The following is a 22,543-nucleotide window of genomic DNA, read 5'->3' as shown; positions in this document are numbered from 1 at the left end:
ATTACCGATGCCAGAGCCAACCGCAGACAAGCTGGTGATCGCCAGCAACAACAAAGGCAAGATCGCAGAACTGGCGGACCTGCTGGCGCCGCTGGGCCTGACGCCCATCGCCCAGGGGGAACTCGGGGTCGGCGAGGCGGAAGAGCCGGCGGTGACGTTCGTGGAGAACGCCATTCTCAAGGCCCGTCACGCCGCCCGTGAAACCGGCTTGCCGGCACTGGCAGACGACAGTGGCCTGTCCGTCGACTGCCTGGGCGGGGAGCCTGGCGTGCGCTCAGCCCGATACGCCGGCGCCAATGCCAGCGACGAGGAGAACGTAAAGGCGCTGCTGGCAACTATGGCTGATGCCCCGGAACCGCGCCGAACGGCGCAATTCCATTGCGTGCTCGTGTTCCTGCGCCACGCCGATGATCCGACGCCAATCGTTTGTCATGGCCGATGGCCAGGGGCGATCCTGAATGAGGCGAGGGGCGACGGCGGTTTTGGATACGATCCGGTGTTCTGGGTGCCCGAGCACCAATGCAGCGCCGCCGAACTGACCCGTGCGGAAAAGAGCCGGATCAGTCACCGCGGGCGGGCCCTCTCGCTATTGGCCCAGCAGCTAAGAGCAGGAGCCTAGTCCGGTGACCGCCCCAGCCACGATGGCGGTCCGACCGCCACTCAGCCTGTACCTGCACGTACCCTGGTGCGTTCGCAAGTGTCCCTATTGCGACTTCAACTCCCACGCCGTCAAGGGCGAGATCCCGGAAGATCGTTACCTCAAGGCGATGCTGGAGGATCTGGACCAGGATCTGGCCGCTGCAGGCGCCCGGGAAATCCAGACCGTGTTCATCGGTGGCGGCACGCCGTCGCTGATGAGCGGCGAATTCTATCGGCGTCTGTTCCGGGAACTTCGCAGCCGACTGAACTTCGCCACCGATGCCGAAATCACCCTGGAGGCCAATCCGGGCACCCTGGAACAGGGGCGATTCGAGGCGTTCCGGGCGGCAGGGATCAACCGACTCTCCATCGGCGTCCAGAGCTTTAACCCGGCGCACCTGACCACCCTCGGTCGCATCCACGACAACAACGCCGCCCACCGGGCAATTGAGGCGGCCCTTCAGGCCGGCTTTACCAACTTCAACGTTGATCTGATGCATGGTTTGCCCAATCAAACACCGGAGGATGCCATTGCGGACCTGGAAGCCGCACTCAGTCATAACCCTCCGCATCTGTCCTGGTATCAGTTGACGCTGGAACCGAACACCGAGTTCTACAGCCGCCCTCCCGACCTGCCCGATGACGACAGGCTCTGGGAGATCTACCGTCGCGGAGCGGACTACCTCAGACAGCGGGGATTACGTGATTACGAAGTGTCGGCCTGGAGCCAGCCGGGCATGGCCTCGCGCCACAACCTCAACTATTGGACTTTCGGGGATTACCTGGCCCTTGGAGCCGGCGCCCACGGCAAAATCAGCCTGACCGACGGCAGCATTCGCCGCTACTGGAAGACCCGGCAGCCCGACGCCTACCTAAACCGGATCGGCAGCCGAACGGCAGGGGCGGAGAGCATTGCGCCCGAAGACCTGCCACTGGAGTTCCTGATGAATGCCCTGCGCCTGACCGACGGCGTCGATGAAGGACTGTTTACCGAGCATACCGGTTTACCGCTGGCCTCAGTTGCGGTAAAACTTAAACAGCTGCGTGGTGAGAAGCTGCTGGAAGGGCATCGCATCCAGGCCACCGATCTGGGCCAGCGATACCTGAACACCCTGTTGGAGCGTTTTCTGTAATGGACTGGGCAAAAGAACTTGCAGCACTGCCGAGAGGACTGAAGGCATCCCTGATTGCGGTGCTGGTGTTGCTTGGCACCCTGTTGTTGGTCAATCAACCCCTGCAGACCGGTTCCGCTCCCCAGGGCATTGTCAGCTTCCAGATGGCCGGCACGGCTGAGCAGGCCCATGCGATTGTTCGCAGCTGGCGGCCGGAAGGTGTGGTCTGGGCACAGATGTCACTGTGGCTGGATTTTCTGTTTATCCCCGCCTACGTCCTTGCGCTCGTTCAGCTCACCCGGCACTTGATGCGAGACCGCCCCGGCGTCCGCGAACGCATGGTCGCTCGTTGGATCCGCGCCCTGTTTCTGGCTGCCGGACTGAGCGATGCCACCGAAAACATTCTCCTGCTGAACAATTTCAACCCGCCCACCGACGTGATCAGCCTGTCCGCTACGATCTGTGCGCTGGTCAAGTTCACCGGCCTTACCCTCGGGATCGCCGGCCTGGTGATTATCCGGGCCGCCCGCCGCCATCCGCTGGCCCACGGATGACGGAGTAACCCCTCACCGGTCAGTTGGTGCGATAGAACAGCAGGTCCCATACCCCGTGTCCGAGTCCTTCCCCGCGTTTCTCGAACTTGGTGATCGGGCGATCGTCTGGCCGCGGTGAAAACTCACCCACGGCCTGGGTATTGGCAAAGCCTTCCGACTCGCTCATCACCTCCATCATGTGCTCGGAGTAGTTCTCCCAGTCCGTCGCCAGGTGCAGAATGCCACCCACCCGCAACTTGTGACGAAGCCGCTGAACAAACTCCGGCTGGATCAGCCGGCGCTTGTGGTGCTTTTTCTTGTGCCAAGGGTCCGGGAAAAACACCATGACCCGATCAAGACAGGCATCCGGCAAATACAGATCGATGACGTCATTGGCGTCAATGTTGTAAATCCGGACATTCTCCAGACCTCGATCTTCCAGTTCCTTCAGCAGCGCACCTACCCCGGGTAGGTGAACCTCGACGCCGATGAAATCCTGCTCAGGCGCAGCCTCGGCCATATCGGCCAGCGACTTGCCCATGCCAAACCCGATCTCCAGATTGAGCATGGCATCACGCCCGAACACCTGACGCGGATCGATCATGCCATCCTCTCGGGTCAGGCCGTATTTAGGCCAGCTGCGCTCATACGCTTTCTTCTGGCCCTCGGTCATCCGGCCCTGGCGCAGGACAAAGCTGCGCACCCCTCGACGCATTGTGATCGGCGAATCGGCGACCGCGTCTTTCGGCTCTTGTGGGTCATTCTGGTCGGTCATCTGAAATCCTCAACCGCGAATTGCGGGTCTGATTAAACGGATTGTTGGCGACAGTTTACCAGAGACAACGGACTCAAGAGGACACCAGCGAGTTCTGCCCCTGCCGGCGGTCAAGCTGGCGATACCCCAGCGCTTCGACGAGATGCGCCTGGGCCAGCGCGTCACAACCTTCAAGGTCCGCGAGGGTCCGGGCCACCCTGAGAATGCGGTGCAGCGCTCGCGCCGAAAGCCCCAGCTTCTCCATCGCGCCAGACAACAGGCGCTCACCCGGCCCATCCAGCCGACAGGCCTCGTGCAGAACCCGGCCTGACAAAGCCGAATTCAGATGCCCGCGGGCAGCCTGACGCGATCGAGCCTCAGCAACCCGGGCGGCAATCACCGCACTGGATTCCCCCTCCCCGCCCGGTCGCATCAGGAGATCGCCGCTCTGAACCGGCACCTCGACGTGTAAATCGAACCGGTCCAGAAGCGGTCCGGAAATTTTCGATCGGTAGCGCAGAACCTGCTGAGGTGTGCACTGGCACTCAACAGTGGGGTGCCCGCTGAATCCGCACGGGCAAGGGTTCATCGCTCCCAACACCTGGAAAGAGGCGGGGAAACGAACCTGCCGTGCCGCCCGGCTGATGGCAATTTCCCCGGTTTCCATGGGTTCTCGCAGCACCTCAAGCACCCGGCGTTCGAACTCCGGTAACTCGTCGAGGAAAAGTACGCCGCGATGGGCGAGGGAGATCTCCCCTGGCCGGGGACTGCTGCCACCACCAACCATCGCCACGGCGGACGCGGTATGGTGGGGCGCGCGAAACGGAGGCCTGCGCCATCCTTCGGTCCCTGACACCAGGCCCGCAACCGAATGCACACTGGCGACCTCCATGGCGGCTTCATCGCTCAAGGCCGGCAGAATCCCCGGCAGGCGACTGGCCAGCATGCTCTTGCCGGTGCCGGGCGGCCCGAAGAACAGCAGATTGTGGTTTCCGGCCGCGGCCACTTCCAGGGCTCGCCGGGGAACGGCCTGGCCGCGAACATCGGACAGGTCCGGCACGTCCCCGGCCCCCGCCGAATTGAGCAGCGCTGATGCCCTCCCAATCGGGATCAGTCTTGCGCGGGCTGAGAGATGCTCACACACGGTCAGTAGGTGCCCCGCCGCCAGAACATCCTCCTGGCTGGCCAGTGCGGCTTCCTCGGCGTTGGCCTGGGGCACCAGCAGAACACGACCATCGCCGCGGGCTGCGAGCACTGCGGGAAGAATGCCCTTCAGAGGACGGAGTGCACCATCAAGGGACAATTCTCCGACAAATTCCAGCGTACTGAGGCTGTCGGGAGGAAGCTGGCCAGAGGCGGTCAGAATGCCAAGCGCAATGGGCAAATCGAATCGACCACCCTCTTTAGGCAGGTCGGCGGGCGCCAGATTGATGGTGATCCGGCGGGCAGGAAACTCAAAACCGGCATTGAGCAGGGCACTGCGAACCCGGTCCTTGCTTTCCCTGACACCGGTTTCCGGCAGACCGACGATGGAGAGTGCGGGCAGGCCACCCGAGAGATGGACTTCGACGGTCACCGCGGGAGCGGATACGCCAATACTGGCGCGGGAATGAACAATAGCAAGCATGACAACCTTCCATGGTCTGTTGGCAGCAGGTGAGATAGTCGGGCGCGGCATCCTGCCGGCCCACTACAGGTTATTGGTCCTGCAGTTTCTGCTCGAGATCAGTAACCCGGCGTTCAAGGGCCTCGACCTTCTCACGGGTCTTCATCAACACGGCCTGTTGGGCATCAAACTCTTCCCGGGTAACCAGTTCCAGGCGAGACAGCACGGCCATCACGGTGGCCCGCGCCTGAGCCTCAAAGTCTTCCCGGGCAGCACGGGCCATATCGGGAACGAACTGGCCAAACTGGCCCTGCAACTGGGAGAAAAAATCCTGCGGACCTTTCACGCATCACCTCGCTGGTTCAAATAATGGACGATCCAGACCAAAGGACAGGGCCTGTAACCGCTTCGCGGGAGTGTATCACACCGCAGCCCCTGCCATACTGTATCCGGTCGACGGTATAATGCCCGACGACGCTCCGACAGAGCCCGCTCTAATTTGGCTCATTCCGGGGTACAGCGCCCATTTTTGGTGCACGCTTTTGCTCCAAACTGGGACAGACATTAGGTAACGCACTGTTATTTAATGTTTTTTTTGCGTTGGCACATACGATGCTACAGGTCTCGCACGCAATCCGCACAATTGGTGTGCGAGGTGGCAGCATCCCGAACTCAGCAAATGGCCGACGGGCCCTCTCTGCTGAGACGGCTATATCAAGGAGAAAGCAATGAAACTTGTGACAGCGATCATCAAGCCTTTCAAATTGGATGATGTCCGTGAGGCACTATCCGAGATTGGAGTGCAAGGCGTAACCGTCACTGAAGTCAAAGGCTTCGGTCGGCAGAAAGGCCACACAGAGCTTTACCGTGGCGCGGAATACGTAGTGGATTTCCTGCCCAAGGTTAAGGTGGAAGTTGCCATCGGCGACAACCTGCTTGACCAGGTCATCGAATCCATCACCAAGGCGGCCAACACCGGCAAGATCGGTGACGGCAAGATCTTCGTGACTGAACTGGAGCAAGCCATCCGGATCCGGACTGGCGAAACCGGCGAAGAAGCGGTCTGATCCAGCTCGAATAAACGAACAGCCAACGCAAAAAAATTTATAACCTGAAAAGCCTCGTGCGGAGGGCTTCACATGGAAAGCAATCTTAATCATATCTTTGAACTGCAGTACGCAATGGACACCTTCTACTTCCTGGTGTGCGGTGCCCTGGTCATGTGGATGGCCGCGGGTTTCGCAATGCTGGAAGCGGGTCTGGTGCGTGCGAAAAACACCACTGAAATCCTGACCAAAAACATTGCCCTGTTCGCCGTTGCCTGCACTATGTACCTGATCTGCGGCTACGACATCATGTACGGCGGCGGTATCTTCCTGAGCGGCATCACCACCGTTGCTGAAATGGACGACGCGGCAGTAGCCGGCGTTCTGGCTGCTTCGACCGAAGCGGGCTTTGGCGACATGGGTGAGTACAGCGGTGCTTCCGACTTCTTCTTCCAGGTGGTCTTCGTTGCCACTGCCATGTCCATCGTTTCCGGTGCGGTCGCCGAGCGCATGAAGCTGTGGGCCTTCCTGGCCTTCGCCGTTGTCATGTGTGGCGTGATCTACCCGATGCAGGGTTCCTGGACCTGGAACGGTGATTCCGTATTCGGTATCTACGAGCTGAGCTACAGCGACTATGCCGGTTCCGGTATCGTTCACATGGCTGGTGCAGCTGCCGCTCTGGCTGGCGTCCTGCTGCTGGGCGCTCGTAAGGGCAAGTACGGCGCGAACGGCCAGATCAAGGCCTTCCCGGGCGCCAACCTGCCACTGGCAACGCTTGGTACCTTCATCCTGTGGATGGGCTGGTTCGGCTTTAACGGTGGCTCTACCCTGAAACTGGGTGGTATCGGCGTCGCCAACGAAGTTGCGAACGTGTTCCTGAACACCAACGCTGCCGCAGCGGGCGGTCTGATCGGCGCGCTGATCGTGGCACGCATCATGTTCGGCAAGGCTGACCTGACCATGGCCCTGAACGGCGCCCTGGCTGGTCTCGTAGCGATCACCGCTGAGCCGGCTGATCCGTCTCCGCTGCTGGCCACCATCATCGGTGCCGTTGGTGGTGTGATAGTGGTCTTCTCCATCGTCACCCTCGACAAGCTGCGTATCGACGATCCGGTCGGTGCCATCTCCGTCCACGGTGTGGTCGGTATCTGGGGCATCTTCGCAGTTCTGCTGTCCGACGCAGACGCGACCTTCATGGGTCAGCTCGTGGGCATGCTCACCATCTTCGTCTGGGTCTTCGGTACCAGCCTCATCGTCTGGGGCATCCTGAAAGCCATCATGGGCATCAGGGTCTCCGAAGAAGACGAGTACGAAGGTGTGGATCTGTCCGAGTGTGGTATGGAAGCCTACCCGGAGTTTGTCAGCACCAAGCCGTAATCCCAGCTGACAGGATCAAAAAGGGCGCCCCTCGGGGCGCCTTTTTTGTTTCTTGGTTGCGCGTTTTCAGCCTGTACCGCTGTATAGCACATCGTCGGAGTGGCGCAGATACAGCAGCAATTCCATCTGTGCCTCCCTGATATTGTCGAATGGACCTTCGAGCGATCCCTCTCGGGTCTGAAAATACCATTGTCCATTCACCAACTCGAACCGATCACTGCGAAACCAGTGACGTTCTGCCTCACCCTTGCGTACATCCATTTTCCACATCTCCTGCACAGCGAACCACGGCACCACTCACTTTCTGAGCACACCCCTGAGTGTAGCCAAATTGGTCAGGCTGTCGAGTCGACGAGCGCTTCAGGCTTCACCGGGTAGAACGGGATCCTCCAGGGCATCCAGCATGAACTGGGGCATGGCCAGGGCTCCGTTATGAACGCCGGCGTTGTAATAACGCGTCACGAACGGACGGTTGTCGGCGTCCTCCTCTCGGAAGTAGCGGACCGGTTTGTCTTTTCCGGCCATGGTACAACTCCACCAGCCGGTCGGGTACACCGGTTGCGGGAACGGCAGGGTCTGGACATGGTCAAAGCCGGCCTTGCGCATATCCTCGTGGATCGACTTGATGATGGTGTTGGTGTGCAGCAGGGGCGATTCGCTCTGCTGCACGATCAGGCCGCCGTCACGCAGGGCCAGCATCGCGTCGCGATAGAAGTCGAGCGCAAACAGGCCTTCAGCCGGGCCCACCGGATCGGTGCTGTCGATGATAATGAGATCCAGGCTGTTCGGCTCGATATCGCGGACCCACTGGATTCCGTCGCCGAAAAAGAAGTTGGCTCGAGGATCTCCGTTGGATTCGCACAGCTCCGGAAAGTACTTCTCGGACATGCGGGTCACCCGCTCGTCGATCTCCACCTGCCAGGCTTCTTCCACCCCGGGGTGTTTGAGCACTTCCCTCAGGGTGCCGCAGTCACCACCACCGACAATCACCACTTTTTTCGGGTCTTTATGCGTGAACAGGGCCGGATGGGTCATCATCTCGTGATACAGGAAGTTGTCCCGGCTGGTGAGCATCACACAGCCATCCAGTACCATAAGATTGCCGAAGGTCTCGGTTTCATAGATTTCCAGTTTCTGGAACGGGGTCTGCTCTTCATGCAGTTTCTTCTTCACCTGCAGGGAAAAGGCGGTTCCCTGATCCTGAAACACCTCGGTAAACCAGCCTTCGTTCAATGCCGTCATCATGTTTCTCCTGCTGTGGTCCGTAAGCGGGGTCAAAAGGCGTATTGTAGGGATGCCACCCGGGCAGCTAAAGCTTTAATCAACGGGATACGCCACGTATTTTCCACACCCGGTTCTTTTAGCCTGCGTGCGGAATCCATACAATGCGACCTAACAACGGCCTCGGTTACCTGTACCCGGACGGCCCCGGTTTTCTGACAGGATAGCAAGCATGAGCGAATCCAGCGGCACCGCTGCTCACAAGGTCTACAATATCGCCCATTGGAGCGATGGTTACATCGGCGTGAACGAGGAAGGCGAAGTCCTGATTCGCCCGGACCGCGGTCGCAGCCCGGCGCGTATCAACCTGCCGGAACTGACACGCTCGCTGTCGGATTCCGGCGTTCAGCTGCCTGTGCTCATACGTTTTACCGACATCCTCCATGATCGGGTCAACAAGCTGTGTGACGCTTTCAATCGGGTTGCCGCAGACCAGGACTTCCAGGGCCGGTACACAGCGGTCTACCCGATCAAGGTGAACCAGCAGCACCGGGTGGTCGAGGAACTGGTGTCCGCCGAGCCGGCCGCCAGCAAGGGCCAGATCGGACTGGAGGCGGGCAGCAAGCCCGAGCTCATGGCAGTGCTGGCCATGTCCCGCCAGCCAGGCTCGGTGATCGTCTGCAATGGCTACAAGGACCGGGAATACATCCGCCTGGCGCTGATCGGCCAGAAACTGGGCCACCGGGTGTTCATCGTGGTGGAAAAGCAGTCAGAGCTGCCACTGATTCTCAAGGAAGCCAGGGACTTGGACGTTTCCCCCCTGATCGGGGTCCGCGCCCGGCTTGCCACCATCGGCAAAGGCAACTGGCAGAACACCGGTGGCGAAAAATCCAAGTTCGGCCTGTCGGCAAGCCAGGTTCTGGATGTGGTCAACACACTGCGTGACGCCGACGCGCTGGACACCCTGCAGCTGTTGCACTTCCACCTTGGCTCCCAGATCGCGAACATCCGGGACATCCAGACCGGCTTGCGGGAATGTGCCCGCTTCTACAGTGAATTGCGGCAAATGGGGGCGCCCATCGGCACCGTCGACATCGGAGGTGGCCTGGGCGTGGATTACGAAGGCACCCGCTCCCGCAGCAGTTGCTCGATGAATTACAGCGTGCACGAATACGCCTACAACGTCATTCATGTGCTGCAGGCGGAGTGCGACCGGCACGGCCTGCCGCATCCGGACCTGATCAGCGAGTCCGGCCGCGCCCTGACCGCGCACCACTCGGTGCTGGTGACCAACGTGATAGACCGGGAAGTACCGGACAATCGCGACCCGAAGCCTCCCGCTGCCGAAGCCTCAGGCCCGCTGCATGACCTGTGGCGGGACCTGCAAAGCCTTGAGGATGCCGACACGCCCCGGTCGCTGGCGGAGATCTATCACGACGTAATGCACGCCATGGCCGACGTTCACGCCCAGTTCGCCCACGGCCTGCTGTCCCTGCGAGAGCGAGCCGACGCTGAAACCCTCTACACCCGTTGCTGCCGCATGCTCCGCAGCCAACTGGATACCGCCAACCGGGCGCATCGGGAGATCATTGACGAACTGAACGAGAAACTTGCTGAAAAACTGTTCGTGAATTTCTCCCTGTTCCAGTCGCTGCCCGACGTCTGGGGTATTGACCAGATCTTCCCGGTCATGCCCATTAACGGTCTTAACCGACCGCTCAATCGCCGCGCCGTCATTCAGGACATCACCTGCGACTCGGACGGCCGTATCGACCAGTACGTTGACGGCCAGGGCACCGAAACCACCCTGCCGCTCCCGGAGGACCGGCCCGGGGAGCCATTGCTGATGGGGTTCTTCATGACTGGCGCCTATCAGGAAATTCTCGGCGATATGCACAACCTGTTCGGCGACACCCACTCGGTGGACGTACGAATGGGCTCGGACGGCGGCTTCGAAATCGGCAAGCCAATCAACGGCGACACCGTTGCCAAGGTGCTTCGCTATGTGAACTTCGAGCCCGACTCCCTGCTGCAGGCGTATCGGCACAAGTTCCGCGCCAGTGACCTGTCGGAACAAAACCAGACGGCATTGCTTGCCGAACTGGCGGCGGGTCTGGAAGGGTACACCTACCTGGAAGAGTGATCGTCGCCGACCTGGCCGTCCGGGTTGCTCCGCCAGATGCCGGGGGAAACGCCCTGCCACTTCCGGAACGCCCGGCTGAAATTGGAGGGATCGCTGTAACCGAGCGTTTCGGCAATGGCATCGATACCCAGTTCTTTGCGACCCAAAAGTTCCAGCGCCCGCCGATGGCGCAGTCGATCCTGTAACTGCTGAAACCGCAAGCCTTCGCTCGCCAACTGGCGCCTCAACGTCCGTGGCGACACGTGCATCTGGCCCGCAATCTCCTCCAGACCGGGCAACCGCCCGCCCCGGGCCGATTCCAGCGCACGCTCCACCCTTTCCGACACCGAGGTGGCCGCCTCGATGGAGCGCATTTCCTGTTCACACTGGGCCTCTGCCACCCGCCGGGTGACCGGATTGGACAGAGACATCGGCAAGTCGAGGAACCGCCGCTGAAAACGCAGCTGATTGACGCCACAACCGAATTCCAACCGTTGTCCGAACAGGCTCCGGTATACCGAACTGTCTGCCGGCTCGGCAAAGTCCAGCAGACAACGCCCCCCTTCAATCAATCGCTGGCCGAACAGCAGGAGATTGACGTCCATGAGGGAGGCCATCACCACTTCAATATTGAACCGGTAAAGGTCTGCAAATTCGTGTCCAAGCTCAAGCTGCAACACTGCTTCGTCCGCTTCGGTAAAGAAACACAGGTTCATGTAGGCGAAACGGATCCGGAAATACTTGATCAACACCGAGAGCGCCTGCTCTAGGTTGTCACAACTGATAGCGGCCTGGGCCAGGGAGCCATGGGTGGTGAATTTCAGACGGTTACCGAATTCCAGGCCGAGCGTGTCATCGCCGCAACGGTCCAGCGATTCGCGACACAATGCGGTGAACTGATCCACCGTGATGAAATTCTCCGGATGCCCCAGCATCGACGGACGAATCCCGGCCGCCGCAAGCAGGGCCTGCCGTGAAACACCCTTGTCTTCTGCGAGCTGGCACAGTATATCCGCGTAATGGGCACGCATGACCGGCAAGGTGCCGGTGGAGCCTGGGGCTTTCATGGCGTTGGGATACTCCGGACTTGTTGTTTTTCTCAAGCCTAGACCGCCGCTTGAGCTTCGGCAATTACTCCCGAGACGCCTCCCATGCGGCGCTACTGTCACTACTCCGGCCCTCTCTCCGGGATCTTCCGGATTAAATTCAGCGCGGGCTGATCCAGACGAATAAACAGCCCGTAAACACAGAACTGACAAACCCGGGACGAGTGCATAGAATGATGACCAGAACAAGTTCAAATCATGCGACTGTCAAGGAGCGCCCAGTGACCACACTGGAGCACAAACCGGCCAACTCTGAGGGACGAAAGGACCCTTGGAGCCAGCTGCTGCAGAAAGTTGGCAAGAATCAGGATCGAGAGGCCTACCACGCGCTCTTTGAGCACTTCGGCCCCCAGATCAAGTACTACGCCATGGCAAATGGCCTTGCCAGCCATGCGGAAGAGCTCGTGCAGGAGGTGTTCGTGTCCATCTGGCGCCGGTCCTGCCTGTACGACTGGCGCAAGGCAGCGGCTTCCACCTGGATTTTTACCATTGCCCGGAACCAGCGCATCGACATGCTTCGCAAGATGCAGCGCACCAGTGCGGAAATGCCAATAGAGACCGAAGATCTCTGGCAGATCCCGGGTGAAAACGAAAATGAACCGGTGACGTCCCTCCACCGTCTTATGTCGGAACGGCGCATTCGGGAATCCCTGAGCCATTTGCCAGAAGAACAGATCACGGTGATCGCCAAGGTTTACATGGAAAACAAGTCCCACCAGATGGTAGCCGATGAACTGGCGATCCCTCTCGGGACCGTCAAAAGTCGGGTTCGCCTGGCGTTGAACAAATTGAAAGTGATTTTGCAGGACCAGAACGTATGACACGGCATCATCCCGACAGCTTCAGTCTGATGGAGTACAGCGCCGGCAACCTGAGCGAGCCACACGCGCTGTGCATCCGGTTGCACCTGAATGAATGTCCGCAGTGCCGGAGCCGCGTGGATACCCTCGACAGCCTGGGCGCCGTGATGATGGAGTATCAGCCCAAAGTGTCGGTGTCGGAAAACATGTTCGACGACATCCTTGCCAAAATCGACGGCGCGCCGGAAGTGGACCCTTCGATTCCGGCGGTGAAGAAGATGGGCCCGCTGGAAAAGCTGCTTGGCGAAGACATCAACAAGTTGCCGTGGAAGCGTCAACTCGGGGACGTCAGCGTACTGGACATCACCGACCGGTTTCCGGGTCAGCGCGAACAGGTGGTGCTGCAGAAACTGGCTGCAGGTGGTAAGGCGCCGGCCCATACCCATCGCGGGGAAGAGACCACCATCGTGCTCCAGGGTGCGTTCGCGGACCAGAAAGGTGTGTTCAACCAATGGGACTTTGTGGTGCTGACGGATCAGGACGAGCACAAGCCAGTTGCGGTTGGCTGTGAAGACTGCATCACCCTGTCTGTGCTGAGCGCGCCGGTCAAGCTGACCGGCACCTTCACCCGGATGCTCAATCCGTTTATCCGCTAAAGGTGCTGTAAATCTGGCAAGCAAAAAAGGGGGATCACTGATCCCTCTTTTTTTGGGTTTCTACCTGCTCACCAGGGCAATTCTGACCCGTCCCAACTCAAGAAACGGCCGTTATCCCCAGCTCCGACCGCTCGCAACACGTTCAGAAGATGATCGGCGGTCTGCTCCGGGGAATGCACCGTCAGCTGCGCCAGGGACTGTCGAAACGGTTCACTCAGCGCCGACTCGGTGGTGCCCGGATGTAACGCCAGGCAGGCCACGGGCTTGCAGCGCCTGGGCAATTCCACCGCCAGGGTCCGGACCAGCATGTTCAATGCGGCTTTGGAGCTGCGGTAGGCATACCAGCCGCCGAGGCGGTTATCCGTGATGGACCCGACCTTGGCCGACACAGCAGCAATGCGTTTGAGTTCCCGGTGCCGGAGCCAGGGCATCAGCGCACGCACCAGTAGCGCGAACCCCGTAGCGTTCACGGCAAAAGCCCGGCCCATGGCATCGGCGGACAGATCCTCCAGCCGTTTCTCGGGGAACATGTTGTCCGAATGCAGCAACCCGGCTGCGTATACCAGAGTGTCTATCCCCTCGCCCGCCGGAATCACGGATGACAGCGCTTTCGTGACGGAGGCGAGCGACCCACTGTCGACGGCATCCCAGGCCGCCAGCGTAACCCTACCGGCTTCCTGGAGAGCGGCAGGGGCCCGGTCCGGGACCCGGCACAAGCCGACAACCTGACTGTCCGGATTCTGATCCAGCATGGCCTGAGCCAGTCCTGCGCCAATTGCCCCCGACACACCTGCGATAACCACTCGCTTCATGTTGCTCCCCTCAAGTAACGACCATAGCGGCCCCTTGCCTGTCGCAAAGGGCATTGAGTCAGTCTCCCGAAGAGATACGAAAAAATAATCGGCTGGACCGCATTGCCCTGTGAACCGTCGCATTAAAACACTCGTATGAATCGGGTGTTTGACAGAGTTACAGGTGTTGGGCAGACCGCCCGACACCGCCACAAGAGAAACACGGTGAGGAGAGTATTCCATGCAATACCAGGCTCCAGCGAACGACATTCGCTTCCTGCTGTTTGACGTCCTGGGCGCGGACCGGCTCCACGAACTGGAGAAGTACGCCGACGCCACACCAGACCTGATCTCCGCGGTCATTGACGAGGCCGGAAAACTGGCGGCGGAAGTGATCCAGCCAACGAACCAGATTGGCGACCGTGAAGGGTGCAGCTACGATCCCGAGACCCACGCGGTCACCACGCCCGAAGGTTTCAAGGAAGCCTACCGGAAATTTGTTGAAGGTGGGTGGACCGCGCTGGACGCACCCCTGGAGTTTGGTGGTCAGGGTCTGCCCCACACCCTGAAGTTCGTGGTTGACGAGATGATCTGCTCCACCAACCTCTCCCTGGGCATGTATCCGGGCCTGACCCACGGCGCCATCAGCGCCCTGTACGCCCATGGCTCCAACGAGCTGAAGCAGGCTTACCTGGAAAAACTGATTTCCGGCGAATGGACGGGCACCATGTGTCTGACCGAACCCCAGTGCGGCACCGACCTGGGCCTGATCCGTACCCGCGCGACCCCGAACGACGACGGCAGCTACGCCATTGAAGGCACCAAGATCTGGATCACCGGCGGCGAGCACGATCTGGTGGACAACATCGTGCATCTGGTGCTGGCCAAGCTCCCCGGCGCCCCCAATACCACCAAAGGCATCTCCCTGTTCGTGGTACCCAAGTTCCTGCCGGACACCGGCGAGCGCAACCCGGCCTTCTGCGGCGGGCTGGAACACAAGATGGGCATTAAAGGGTCGGCCACCTGCGTCATGAACTTCGAAGGCGCCAAGGGCTGGCTGGTGGGTGAGCCCAACGACGGCATGCGCGCCATGTTCACCATGATGAACGAAGCCCGGCTGATGGTCGGCATGCAGGGCCTGGGTCTGGCCGAAATGGCCTACCAGGAGAGCCTCGGCTTCGCCCGAGAGCGGCTGCAGAGTCGTTCATTGAGCGGTCCCAAGAATCCGGACGGCCCAGCCGACCCGATCATCGTGCATCCGGATGTACGCCGCATGCTCATGCGTCAGAAAGTTCTGAACGAAGGCATGCGGGCGCTGGCGCTGTTCACCGGTCATCATCTGGACCTTTCCGTTGCTCACCCGGATGACGCCGTCCGCGAGTCCTCGGACGACCTGGTGCAACTGCTGACACCGGTCGTGAAGGCGTTCCTGACCGATGAGGGTTTCAACAACGCCAACACCGGCCTGCAGGTGCTCGGCGGATCCGGCTTCACCACCGACTGGCCGCTGGAACAGCTGGTTCGCGATGGCCGGATCGCGCGCATCTACGAGGGCACAAATGGCATTCAGGCCATGGACCTGGTGGGCCGGAAGCTGAGCCTGAAGGGCGGACAGCTGGTCCGGACGCTGTTCGGAGTGCTGACCGGCTACCTCAAGGACAATCCCGAGGCCCCGTATCGGGAAGCGTTGCAGGGCGCGATAAAGTCTCTGGAAGACGCGACCATGTGGCTGGCCAGCAATGCCCCCCAGGATCCGGAACAGGCCGGCGCGGCGGCGACGCCGTATCTCCGGCTCATGGCCCTGACCGTGATCGGGTACCTCTGGTCCCGCATGGCCGGTGTCGCCAGGCAGCAACTGGAATCCGACGCTGCCAACAAGCCGCTACTGGAGAGCAAGCTGGTCTCGGCCCGCTTCTATTTCGAGAAGCTGGCGCCGGAAACCCAGTGGTTGCTGGGCGACATCAAGACCGGCAAGGACAGTTTGATGGCATTTGACGACGGTCACTGGTCCGCATAAGGGAAACTGCAGCTCGGGGCTTCCCGGCGCCTGACCGGAAATGACCGATGCTTGGCATTTTCTGACCTTCATCGGGAACGATCAGAGTTCAATAATGACCGGGTTGATTAGTGTCTCTGAACTAGTCCTGCCCATGCTTCTTCGGACTGGGCACCCTTGAAAGCCACGCACTGCGTGGCTTTTTTTTGACGGCTTTTCGGTCTGGCCCGGGGCTGGGTTACAATTGCGCTCTTTGATTCCGTCCGGCTTCGCACCGGACCCGACCGGAGGCCGCATGAACGCCGACGATTACGCATTCCGCTTCGGCGGTATTGAACGACTGTACGGACGTCGAGCCCTCGATGCTTTCCGAGGCGCCCACATTGCCATCGTCGGTCTGGGCGGCGTGGGTTCCTGGGCCGCGGAATCCCTGGCCCGCAGTGGTGTTGGCACTCTCACCCTGATCGATATGGACGACATTTGCGTCTCCAACACCAACCGCCAGCTACATGCCCTGGAACAGCAGTACGGCCGCACCAAGACGGACGCCATGGCGGAGCGCCTGAGGGCCATCAACCCCCATGCGGACATCCGCGTCCATTTCGGTTTCCTGACCACCAAAAACGTCGCCGATCTGATCGGCCCGGACATGACCGGCGTTATCGATGCCATCGACAGCGTAAAAGCCAAGGCCGCGCTCATTGCCCACTGCCAGCGGCGCAAGCTGCCAATCGTCTGCGCCGGGGGCGCTGGTGGCCAGATGGATCCGACCCAGATTCAGGTCGCAGACCTCAGCAAGACCACACAAGACCCACTTCTCGCCAAGGTTCGTAACCTGTTGCGCCGCGAATATGGCTTTTCCCGCAACCCGAAACGTCGCTTCGGCATCGAAGCCGTATACTCACTGGAGCAGCTGACGTATCCTGCCGGTGACGGCGAGGTGTGCCTGCAAAAGCCCGCCACCGACGGCCCGGTGCGCCTTGATTGCGCCTCGGGTTTCGGGGCTGCAAGCCCGGTCACCGCGAGTTTTGGATTTTTTGCTGCATCCCGGCTGCTCAACCGTATGGCAAGGCGTGCCAACCAATAACCCAAAAGGATCTGCTCCGCTATGCCTGTCAGTACTGTCCTGCTTCTTGCCAGCATCGGCGTTCTCTCCCTGTTTTGCCAATGGCTGGCCTGGCGCGTGCGGATGCCAGCGATCCTGTTTCTGCTCGCCGGAGGCATTGCCGCCGGCCCCCTTCTGGGCTTTCTGGCACCGGAAGCGGTGTTCGGCGAACTGTTGTTCCCGGTCATCTCCCTGGCGGTCGCCATCATCCTGTTTGAGGGCAGCCTGACCCTGCGCTACGCCGAGATCCGGGGCCACGGCAAGATGGTCCGCAATCTGATTCCGGTCGGCTCCATTGTCACCTGCATTATCGGAACACTGTCGGTACGCTGGCTGCTGGACGTGTCCTGGCCGGTTGCCCTGCTGTTCGGTGCGATTTCCATTGTCACCGGCCCGACGGTAATTGCGCCGCTGTTGCGCTCGGTTCGACCGGACGCCAAGCTCGCCAACATCCTGCGCTGGGAAGGCATCATCATCGATCCGGTGGGCGCCCTGCTCGCGGTTTTGGTGTTTGAGGGTATCGTGTCCTGGGGCCAGGGCAACGTGTTTGGCCACTCCCTCTACATATTCGGCAAGACCCTGGCGGTGGGTTTTCTCCTCGGCGCCATCGCCGGCTACCTGAATGGCCTGGTGCTACGGAAACACTGGATTCCCCAATACCTGCACAACGCCGGCACGCTCACCTTCATGCTCGGGGTCTACGCCATTTCCAACGAGATGGCGCACGAGTCCGGGCTGTTGACCGTCACCGTGATGGGCATCTGGATGGCCAACATGAAGCAGGTGCCCATCGACAGCATTCTGGAATTCAAGGAATCTCTCAGCGTGCTGCTGATCTCGGCGCTGTTCATCATCCTGGCCGCACGGGTGGAATTCAGCGCCATTGCCGAACTCGGCTGGGGCCTGGCCGTGGTATTGGCCATCCTGATGCTGGTGGCCCGCCCCCTGAGCATCTTCCTGTCCGCCATTGGCACCAGCCTGAACTGGCGGGAGAAACTGTTCCTGAGCTGGATAGCGCCCCGGGGTATCGTTGCCGCGGCGGTCTCGGCCCTGTTTGCGTTCCAGCTCCAGAAGCTGGGCTATGAGAGCGCTGGCACACTGGTGCCCCTGGTGTTCATGCTGATCATTGCCACCGTTACGCTCCAAAGCCTGACCGCCCGGCCAGTGGCGCGGATCCTGAAAGTGGCGGAACCGGCGGAGTTCGGCTTCCTGATTCTTGGTGCCAACCCGGTGGCGCGAATGATCGCCCTGGCGCTCAAAAAACACGAGGTGCCGGTCACCCTCGCCGACACCAACTGGGAGAATGTTCGTCAGGCGCGCATGGACAACCTGCAAACCTACTTCGGTAATCCGGTCTCCGAACACGCCTCAACGCACCTGGATCTCACCGGTATCGGCAACCTGCTGGTGATCTCGCCCTACAAGCACATGAACTCGCTGGCGACCTACCACTTCCTGGACTGGTTCGGTAACAACTGTGTGTACACCCTGGCGGAAGGGGACCAGGACCAGAAAGCCCGGCACCAGACGGCCGAAAAGATTCAGATGACCCGGGGCCTTTTCGGCGGAGTAAGCTACGCCAAGCTGGCCAGCCTGGCCAGCCAGGGCTATACCGTGAAGACCACCCAGCTCAGCGACGAATTCAGCTACGACGCGTTTCTGGAGAAGTACCAGCGCGATGCCCTGGTGCTCTTTGTCTTTGACAGCAAGGGCCATGTTGAACCGGTCCGGGATATGGAAGACCTTAAGCCCGAGAAAGACTGGATCCTGATCAGCCTGGTACCGCCCCAGGCGCGCAAGGAACGGAAGGAGAAGGACACGTCGGAGTCCACGGGCAACGACGAATCCGAGACGGCTGCGGAGAAATCGGAAACGCCGCTGCCGGATGGGGAAAAGCGCTGAGGGAGCGGCCCTCAGCGGCAGTCGAGCACCAGTTTACCGCGCACATGACCGCCTTCCAGAAGCTCGTGGGCGTCTGCGACCTTCTCCAGCGGGAATGACTGGTCGATGTGCACGCGAACATCGCCGTCTTCAATGAGTTCGGCAATCTCGTCCAGGTGGAAAACGTCCGGTCGCACCGTCATGCCGTGCGCCCGCAATCCCATTTCCTCGGCCGCGCTGATGATCTCGTCGGCCGTGACCGTCGGGATGGTGACCAATACTCCCTGTTCGCCCAGGGTGTGCAGAGAGCGCTTGCCGGCTTCGCCTCCAACCAGGTCCAGAACCACATCCAGACCGTAACACTCCTCGGCCACATCGGTGGTGCGGTAATCAATCACCTCGTGTACGCCCAGTTCTGCCAGAAAGTCCCGGTTGGACGCCGACGCCGTCGCCACCACGTGCGCCCCCCGTTCGAGCGCAAACTGGACCGCAAAATGCCCGACACCACCGGCACCGGCGTGGATCAGGATTTTCTGGCCGGATTCCAGCTTGGCCACTTCAAACAGTGCCTGCCACGCCGTCAACGCTGCCAGGGGCAATGCCCCGGCGACCATCAGATCCAGCTCTTCAGGCACGATGGCCAGTTCATCGGCACCGGCCACGGCATACTCTGCATAGCCACCGCCGCCAGCGGGGAAACCGATCATGCCCATGACCCGATCTCCCGGCGTCAGCGTGGTGACGTCCTCCGCAACCGCAACCACCTCACCAGCCACGTCGTAGCCCGGAGTCCACGGCAGCGAGTTCTCGATCTGCCGCGCGGCGAAGCCCAGGCCCTTCCGGGTTTTCCAGTCGATGGGATTCAGGCCAGCCCCATGGACGCGGATCAGGACCTGACCGGCTTCCGGTTGGGGGATGTCCGAGTGGGTCACCTTCAACACATCACGGTCACCAAACCGGTCATAGCTGATATGCCGCATGGTGGTGTCAGTGCTCTGTTCATTGGGGTTTGCCATGATGATCTCCGGACAACGGTGTTAACGGACAACGGATTTTGTTCAGACTAGCAGAAGATGCCTGCAAAGGTGACTCAATCGGCGGCCAGGCCGCGACCGCCGGCGACGACCGCGGCCCCGAGGATCTCTGCAAACTCCCCGGGGGCCCGGGAGGGGCGCTGGGTTTTCATGTTCACGCAGGCGTGGGTTGACACGGCCCTTACCAGGGTTTTGCCATCGGCAGGACGTATCAGCTGGAATTGACGGGACGAGCGGAAACGCCCGTCATAACCGGTCAGCCAGGTACCAAGGACCAGCCGGTCACCGGCATTGGCGGACGCCAGGTAGTCGATTTCGGTGCGTGTGATCGCCATGGCCTTGCCGGTCGCCTCGTGCAGCTCCCAGGTCATTCCCAGGCTTTCGATGTGGGCCCAACTCACCTCTTCCAGCCAGCGCACATAGACGACATTATTGGCATGGCCCAGCCGATCAGTGTCCTCATTTCGCACGGTGATATCGAGGGTAAACGGATCCGGAAGATCCCACTGCATCGTGCTTTCACCTGTCATGCTTCGTCGTCTCCAAGGCCGGGAATGGCCCGTAACGGTATCCGACCGATGCGATCGTTGTTAAGTGAACCAAAGTATAGGTAGCCGTCGTGAGGATTCACCGAGGTGATCTCCTGCAGGTGGGTGCCCCGGGTATCATGGAGGCTGGTAATCACTTCGCCATCGCGGTTGAACGCGACCACCAGACCATATTCCTGGGGCGCAGGTTTCAGGCTGTCAGGGAGCTTGGCCACCAGATCCTTGAGCCAGGGCGTCCGGTGCAGGGCATCCACCTGCGAGTTCCGAAGAGTCGGGAAAGCAACCCAGTAGCGCCCTTCCCCATCCACTGCCAGATTGTCCGGGAAGCCGGGAAGGTTGTCGGCGAACACCTCCGCCTGTCCGGCCTTGGGGCCCTGGATCCAGTATCGCAGGATGCGGTATTTCCAGGTTTCGTTCACCAGCACGAACGAGCCGTCGGGCGACACGGCCACGCCATTGGCGAAGTGAAGGTTACCGAGCAAAACCTCGGCTTTGCCAGTGCGGGAGGAATATCGCAGCAATCGACCGTGGGGGCGCATCTCCAGAAGGTCCAGGCGATAATCCGGCTGCTGGAAACGGGAACTGGCGTCGGTAAAGTAGATCCGTCCATCGGGGGCTATATCGACATCGTCGGTGAACCGGAATGGGGTACCCTCCGCCTCCCGGGCCAATACAGTGATGGTTTTATCCGGCGCAATGGACAGGAGGCCTTTCCAGGCATCCGCCACGATCAGGTTGCCATCCCGGTCAAACACCATACCGAGTGGACGCCCTCCGGTCATCAGCCAGGTTTCCAGGCGCCCGTCCGGGAACAGACGGATGATCCGGCCATCCTGGGTGCCGGCATAAACCACGCCATCCTTGCTCACCGTGGTATCTTCCGGGCCATAAACCTGACCGCGGGCCAGCAGGTCAGCCAGGCGAAGCCGCTCATTCGGTGCCAGCGGGCCGGTTAGAGGCGGTGGAGACGGAGGCTGCCAGGCTTTGCTATCGATGGGCGATGGTGTCAGGAGAAAGCTTCCCAGCATCACAAACAGGATCAGCACTCCCACCATCAACCATTTCATAGACCATGTCCGCCTGTGTTCGTGTGCGATGCATTTCGCCGCAATGGGTTAACCTAGGTTAACCTTAGCAGACCGTCCCCAGGCCATGAAAATGCCGTTCGCGCCAACGACTAGCCGTCATTGGCCAGGAAACGCCGGCACAGAGCCGCAAACGAATCGGCCTTTTCGGCATGCAGCCAGTGCCCCGTGCCCTTGATGATACGAAGCTCAGCCGCCGGAAACAGGCGTTGGATCTCGTCTCGATGTTTTTCCTGGATGTAGGCAGATTCCTCGCCTTTGATGAACAGTACCGGGCCCTCGAACGCTTGGGGCCCCTCAGGGGCGCTGGCCAGGTTGGCGTAACAGGCATCAATCACAGGCACGTTCAGGCGCCAGCGAAAGGTCGGACCGCCCTCGCTCTGCTCCTCCTTGGGTATCCGCTCGAGATTTTTCAGCAGGAACTGCCGGGTGGACGGCATCTCCACAAATTCGGCGAGCAGCGTGTCGGCGTCCTGGCGCGAACGCACACCAGTCAGGTCGATGCTCTTCAGTCCCTCCAGGACCTCATCGTGACGGGGCTTGTAACTCACCGGGGCGATGTCGGCCACGATGATTTTCTCCACACGCTCCGGAGCCTGCAGCGCCACCTGCATGGCCACCTTCCCGCCCATGGAATGGCCAAGGATGCTGGCCCTGTCGATGCCCTGATTATCCATATACGCGATCACGTCCGCGGCCATGGCCGGATAGTCCATGGTGTCGGTGTGGGGCGAACTGCCATGATTACGCTGGTCCAGAGCATGTATCTGCCACTCGTCCTGCAGCCGGCGGGCGATACCGCCCAGGTTCTCCAGGGACCCGAACAGGCCATGCAACAGAATCAGCGGCGCGCCTTCGCCGGTAATGCGGTGGTTCAGATCTACAGTCATGGGCAGGCAGCCTCCGGGTTGGCTCACAGTTTCCGAGCGGATACATTACCACTGACAGTCAGTTGAGCAAGTCGGGAAGGGCGGGAGAGATTCTGCGGACGAAAAAAAGCCGGGGGTTCCCCGGCTCCAAGGTCATAGGCTTTACGCCTGACTGATCAGCAGTAGAAGATGCTGTTCAGATACTCTGCGAGCGCCATCACGTTTTTCCGTTCACGCTCAGTATGAGGTACGAAAATTTCCT

The 22,543-nt window shown here is 60.5% G+C and carries 22 protein-coding genes; 11 read left to right on the top strand and 11 right to left on the bottom strand.

Features of this window, described 5'->3' with window-relative positions; all coding sequences use genetic code 11:
- Positions 1-7: 7 nt before the first annotated feature.
- From rdgB to QQF73_RS14520, 3 genes are read left to right on the top strand one after another with little or no spacing between them, the layout of a single operon-like run.
- A complete protein-coding gene (rdgB, locus tag QQF73_RS14530; RefSeq protein ID WP_285368628.1) occupies positions 8-619 on the top strand; it encodes an RdgB/HAM1 family non-canonical purine NTP pyrophosphatase in 612 nt (203 codons plus the stop codon).
- Between the two features lie 22 nt (positions 620-641).
- A complete protein-coding gene (gene hemW, locus QQF73_RS14525) occupies positions 642-1,772 on the top strand; it encodes a radical SAM family heme chaperone HemW (RefSeq protein ID WP_219868147.1) in 1,131 nt (376 codons plus the stop codon).
- Entirely contained in the window at positions 1,772-2,305 is a 534-nt protein-coding gene (locus tag QQF73_RS14520) for a hypothetical protein (protein WP_219867931.1), read from the top strand. Before hemW ends, QQF73_RS14520 begins: the two co-directional genes overlap by 1 nt.
- A gap of 19 nt (positions 2,306-2,324) precedes the next feature.
- Here QQF73_RS14520 and trmB read toward each other — a convergent pair whose 3' ends face one another.
- The 3 genes from trmB to QQF73_RS14505 form a co-directional block, all read right to left on the bottom strand.
- Positions 2,325-3,059: a tRNA (guanosine(46)-N7)-methyltransferase TrmB gene (trmB, locus tag QQF73_RS14515; RefSeq protein ID WP_285368627.1), complete on the bottom strand. Its 735-nt coding sequence runs from the start codon at positions 3,057-3,059 to the stop codon at positions 2,325-2,327.
- A 73-nt stretch (positions 3,060-3,132) separates the two neighbouring features.
- Positions 3,133-4,665 carry a YifB family Mg chelatase-like AAA ATPase gene (locus QQF73_RS14510; protein WP_285368626.1) on the bottom strand — a complete coding sequence of 511 codons (1,533 nt, stop codon included), beginning with the start codon at positions 4,663-4,665 and terminating at the stop codon, positions 3,133-3,135.
- A 70-nt stretch (positions 4,666-4,735) separates the two neighbouring features.
- Positions 4,736-4,990 carry an accessory factor UbiK family protein gene (locus tag QQF73_RS14505; protein WP_219867928.1) on the bottom strand — a complete coding sequence of 85 codons (255 nt, stop codon included), beginning with the start codon at positions 4,988-4,990 and terminating at the stop codon, positions 4,736-4,738.
- A 382-nt stretch (positions 4,991-5,372) separates the two neighbouring features.
- Between QQF73_RS14505 and glnK the strand changes: the two genes are divergently transcribed.
- Complete coding sequence (glnK, locus tag QQF73_RS14500; RefSeq protein WP_004578958.1) at positions 5,373-5,711, top strand: P-II family nitrogen regulator; 339 nt, start codon at positions 5,373-5,375, stop codon at positions 5,709-5,711.
- 72 nt (positions 5,712-5,783) lie between these two features.
- Positions 5,784-7,067: an ammonium transporter gene (locus QQF73_RS14495; protein WP_219867927.1), complete on the top strand. Its 1,284-nt coding sequence runs from the start codon at positions 5,784-5,786 to the stop codon at positions 7,065-7,067.
- 66 nt (positions 7,068-7,133) lie between these two features.
- On the opposite strand, the gene QQF73_RS14490 is transcribed toward QQF73_RS14495, so the two are convergent.
- Complete coding sequence (locus tag QQF73_RS14490) at positions 7,134-7,328, bottom strand: DUF6316 family protein (protein WP_219867926.1); 195 nt, start codon at positions 7,326-7,328, stop codon at positions 7,134-7,136.
- Between the two features lie 99 nt (positions 7,329-7,427).
- Entirely contained in the window at positions 7,428-8,309 is an 882-nt protein-coding gene (speE, locus tag QQF73_RS14485; RefSeq protein ID WP_345782967.1) for a polyamine aminopropyltransferase, read from the bottom strand.
- Positions 8,310-8,520: 211 nt separating this feature from the next.
- Between speE and speA the strand changes: the two genes are divergently transcribed.
- The gene (gene speA, locus QQF73_RS14480) at positions 8,521-10,431 is read left to right on the top strand and encodes a biosynthetic arginine decarboxylase (protein WP_285368624.1); all 1,911 of its coding nucleotides are present in this window, start codon (positions 8,521-8,523) and stop codon (positions 10,429-10,431) included.
- On the opposite strand, the gene QQF73_RS14475 is transcribed toward speA, so the two are convergent.
- Positions 10,416-11,477: an AraC family transcriptional regulator gene (locus tag QQF73_RS14475; RefSeq protein WP_219867924.1), complete on the bottom strand. Its 1,062-nt coding sequence runs from the start codon at positions 11,475-11,477 to the stop codon at positions 10,416-10,418. The two genes, speA and QQF73_RS14475, sit on opposite strands and share 16 nt — an antisense overlap.
- 260 nt (positions 11,478-11,737) lie before the next feature.
- On the opposite strand from QQF73_RS14475, the gene QQF73_RS14470 reads away from it, so the two are divergent.
- Together QQF73_RS14470 and QQF73_RS14465 are read left to right on the top strand one after the other, a co-directional pair.
- Complete coding sequence (locus tag QQF73_RS14470; RefSeq protein WP_285368623.1) at positions 11,738-12,337, top strand: sigma-70 family RNA polymerase sigma factor; 600 nt, start codon at positions 11,738-11,740, stop codon at positions 12,335-12,337.
- Positions 12,334-12,972, top strand: coding sequence for a ChrR family anti-sigma-E factor (locus QQF73_RS14465; RefSeq protein ID WP_285368622.1), 639 nt, complete (start codon positions 12,334-12,336; stop codon positions 12,970-12,972). Before QQF73_RS14470 ends, QQF73_RS14465 begins: the two co-directional genes overlap by 4 nt.
- Positions 12,973-13,040: 68 nt before the next feature.
- On the opposite strand, the gene QQF73_RS14460 is transcribed toward QQF73_RS14465, so the two are convergent.
- Positions 13,041-13,784, bottom strand: a complete 744-nt coding sequence (locus QQF73_RS14460) for an SDR family NAD(P)-dependent oxidoreductase (protein ID WP_285368621.1) — start codon at positions 13,782-13,784, stop codon at positions 13,041-13,043.
- Between the two features lie 220 nt (positions 13,785-14,004).
- On the opposite strand from QQF73_RS14460, the gene QQF73_RS14455 reads away from it, so the two are divergent.
- From QQF73_RS14455 to QQF73_RS14445, 3 genes are all read left to right on the top strand, one after another.
- Positions 14,005-15,780 carry an acyl-CoA dehydrogenase C-terminal domain-containing protein gene (locus tag QQF73_RS14455; protein WP_219867920.1) on the top strand — a complete coding sequence of 592 codons (1,776 nt, stop codon included), beginning with the start codon at positions 14,005-14,007 and terminating at the stop codon, positions 15,778-15,780.
- Between the two features lie 274 nt (positions 15,781-16,054).
- A complete protein-coding gene (gene tcdA / locus QQF73_RS14450) occupies positions 16,055-16,846 on the top strand; it encodes a tRNA cyclic N6-threonylcarbamoyladenosine(37) synthase TcdA (RefSeq protein ID WP_219867919.1) in 792 nt (263 codons plus the stop codon).
- A 21-nt stretch (positions 16,847-16,867) separates the two neighbouring features.
- Entirely contained in the window at positions 16,868-18,766 is a 1,899-nt protein-coding gene (locus tag QQF73_RS14445) for a cation:proton antiporter (protein ID WP_219867918.1), read from the top strand.
- An 11-nt stretch (positions 18,767-18,777) separates the two neighbouring features.
- Here QQF73_RS14445 and QQF73_RS14440 read toward each other — a convergent pair whose 3' ends face one another.
- The 4 genes from QQF73_RS14440 to QQF73_RS14425 form a co-directional block, all read right to left on the bottom strand.
- The gene (locus QQF73_RS14440; protein WP_219867917.1) at positions 18,778-19,761 is read right to left on the bottom strand and encodes an NADP-dependent oxidoreductase; all 984 of its coding nucleotides are present in this window, start codon (positions 19,759-19,761) and stop codon (positions 18,778-18,780) included.
- A 74-nt stretch (positions 19,762-19,835) separates the two neighbouring features.
- Positions 19,836-20,309 carry an acyl-CoA thioesterase gene (locus QQF73_RS14435; protein WP_219867916.1) on the bottom strand — a complete coding sequence of 158 codons (474 nt, stop codon included), beginning with the start codon at positions 20,307-20,309 and terminating at the stop codon, positions 19,836-19,838.
- Positions 20,306-21,394, bottom strand: a complete 1,089-nt coding sequence (locus tag QQF73_RS14430; protein ID WP_285368620.1) for an SMP-30/gluconolactonase/LRE family protein — start codon at positions 21,392-21,394, stop codon at positions 20,306-20,308. The genes QQF73_RS14435 and QQF73_RS14430 overlap by 4 nt, the downstream gene beginning before the upstream one ends.
- Before the next feature lie 110 nt (positions 21,395-21,504).
- Positions 21,505-22,302, bottom strand: a complete 798-nt coding sequence (locus tag QQF73_RS14425; protein WP_219867914.1) for an alpha/beta fold hydrolase — start codon at positions 22,300-22,302, stop codon at positions 21,505-21,507.
- Positions 22,303-22,543 lie beyond the last annotated feature (241 nt).

It is taken from the genome of Marinobacter albus, from assembly GCF_030238305.1.
Taxonomy (GTDB): Bacteria; Pseudomonadota; Gammaproteobacteria; order Pseudomonadales; family Oleiphilaceae; genus Marinobacter; species Marinobacter albus.
This window is presented reverse-complemented; position numbering and strand designations above follow the sequence as displayed.

Coding starts and splice junctions, on each gene's coding strand:
- QQF73_RS14425 (WP_219867914.1), bottom strand. CDS start 22,302: ATGACTGTAGATCTGAACCACCGCATTACCGGCGAAGGCGCGCCGCTG.
- QQF73_RS14465 (WP_285368622.1), top strand. CDS start 12,334: ATGACACGGCATCATCCCGACAGCTTCAGTCTGATGGAGTACAGCGCC.
- QQF73_RS14490 (WP_219867926.1), bottom strand. CDS start 7,328: ATGGATGTACGCAAGGGTGAGGCAGAACGTCACTGGTTTCGCAGTGAT.
- QQF73_RS14445 (WP_219867918.1), top strand. CDS start 16,868: ATGCCTGTCAGTACTGTCCTGCTTCTTGCCAGCATCGGCGTTCTCTCC.
- trmB (WP_285368627.1), bottom strand. CDS start 3,059: ATGACCGACCAGAATGACCCACAAGAGCCGAAAGACGCGGTCGCCGAT.
- QQF73_RS14455 (WP_219867920.1), top strand. CDS start 14,005: ATGCAATACCAGGCTCCAGCGAACGACATTCGCTTCCTGCTGTTTGAC.
- QQF73_RS14475 (WP_219867924.1), bottom strand. CDS start 11,477: ATGAAAGCCCCAGGCTCCACCGGCACCTTGCCGGTCATGCGTGCCCAT.
- QQF73_RS14510 (WP_285368626.1), bottom strand. CDS start 4,665: ATGCTTGCTATTGTTCATTCCCGCGCCAGTATTGGCGTATCCGCTCCC.
- QQF73_RS14495 (WP_219867927.1), top strand. CDS start 5,784: ATGGAAAGCAATCTTAATCATATCTTTGAACTGCAGTACGCAATGGAC.
- QQF73_RS14440 (WP_219867917.1), bottom strand. CDS start 19,761: ATGGCAAACCCCAATGAACAGAGCACTGACACCACCATGCGGCATATC.
- QQF73_RS14520 (WP_219867931.1), top strand. CDS start 1,772: ATGGACTGGGCAAAAGAACTTGCAGCACTGCCGAGAGGACTGAAGGCA.
- hemW (WP_219868147.1), top strand. CDS start 642: ATGGCGGTCCGACCGCCACTCAGCCTGTACCTGCACGTACCCTGGTGC.
- tcdA (WP_219867919.1), top strand. CDS start 16,055: ATGAACGCCGACGATTACGCATTCCGCTTCGGCGGTATTGAACGACTG.
- rdgB (WP_285368628.1), top strand. CDS start 8: ATGCCAGAGCCAACCGCAGACAAGCTGGTGATCGCCAGCAACAACAAA.
- speE (WP_345782967.1), bottom strand. CDS start 8,309: ATGACGGCATTGAACGAAGGCTGGTTTACCGAGGTGTTTCAGGATCAG.
- speA (WP_285368624.1), top strand. CDS start 8,521: ATGAGCGAATCCAGCGGCACCGCTGCTCACAAGGTCTACAATATCGCC.
- QQF73_RS14430 (WP_285368620.1), bottom strand. CDS start 21,394: ATGAAATGGTTGATGGTGGGAGTGCTGATCCTGTTTGTGATGCTGGGA.
- QQF73_RS14460 (WP_285368621.1), bottom strand. CDS start 13,784: ATGAAGCGAGTGGTTATCGCAGGTGTGTCGGGGGCAATTGGCGCAGGA.
- glnK (WP_004578958.1), top strand. CDS start 5,373: ATGAAACTTGTGACAGCGATCATCAAGCCTTTCAAATTGGATGATGTC.
- QQF73_RS14435 (WP_219867916.1), bottom strand. CDS start 20,309: ATGACAGGTGAAAGCACGATGCAGTGGGATCTTCCGGATCCGTTTACC.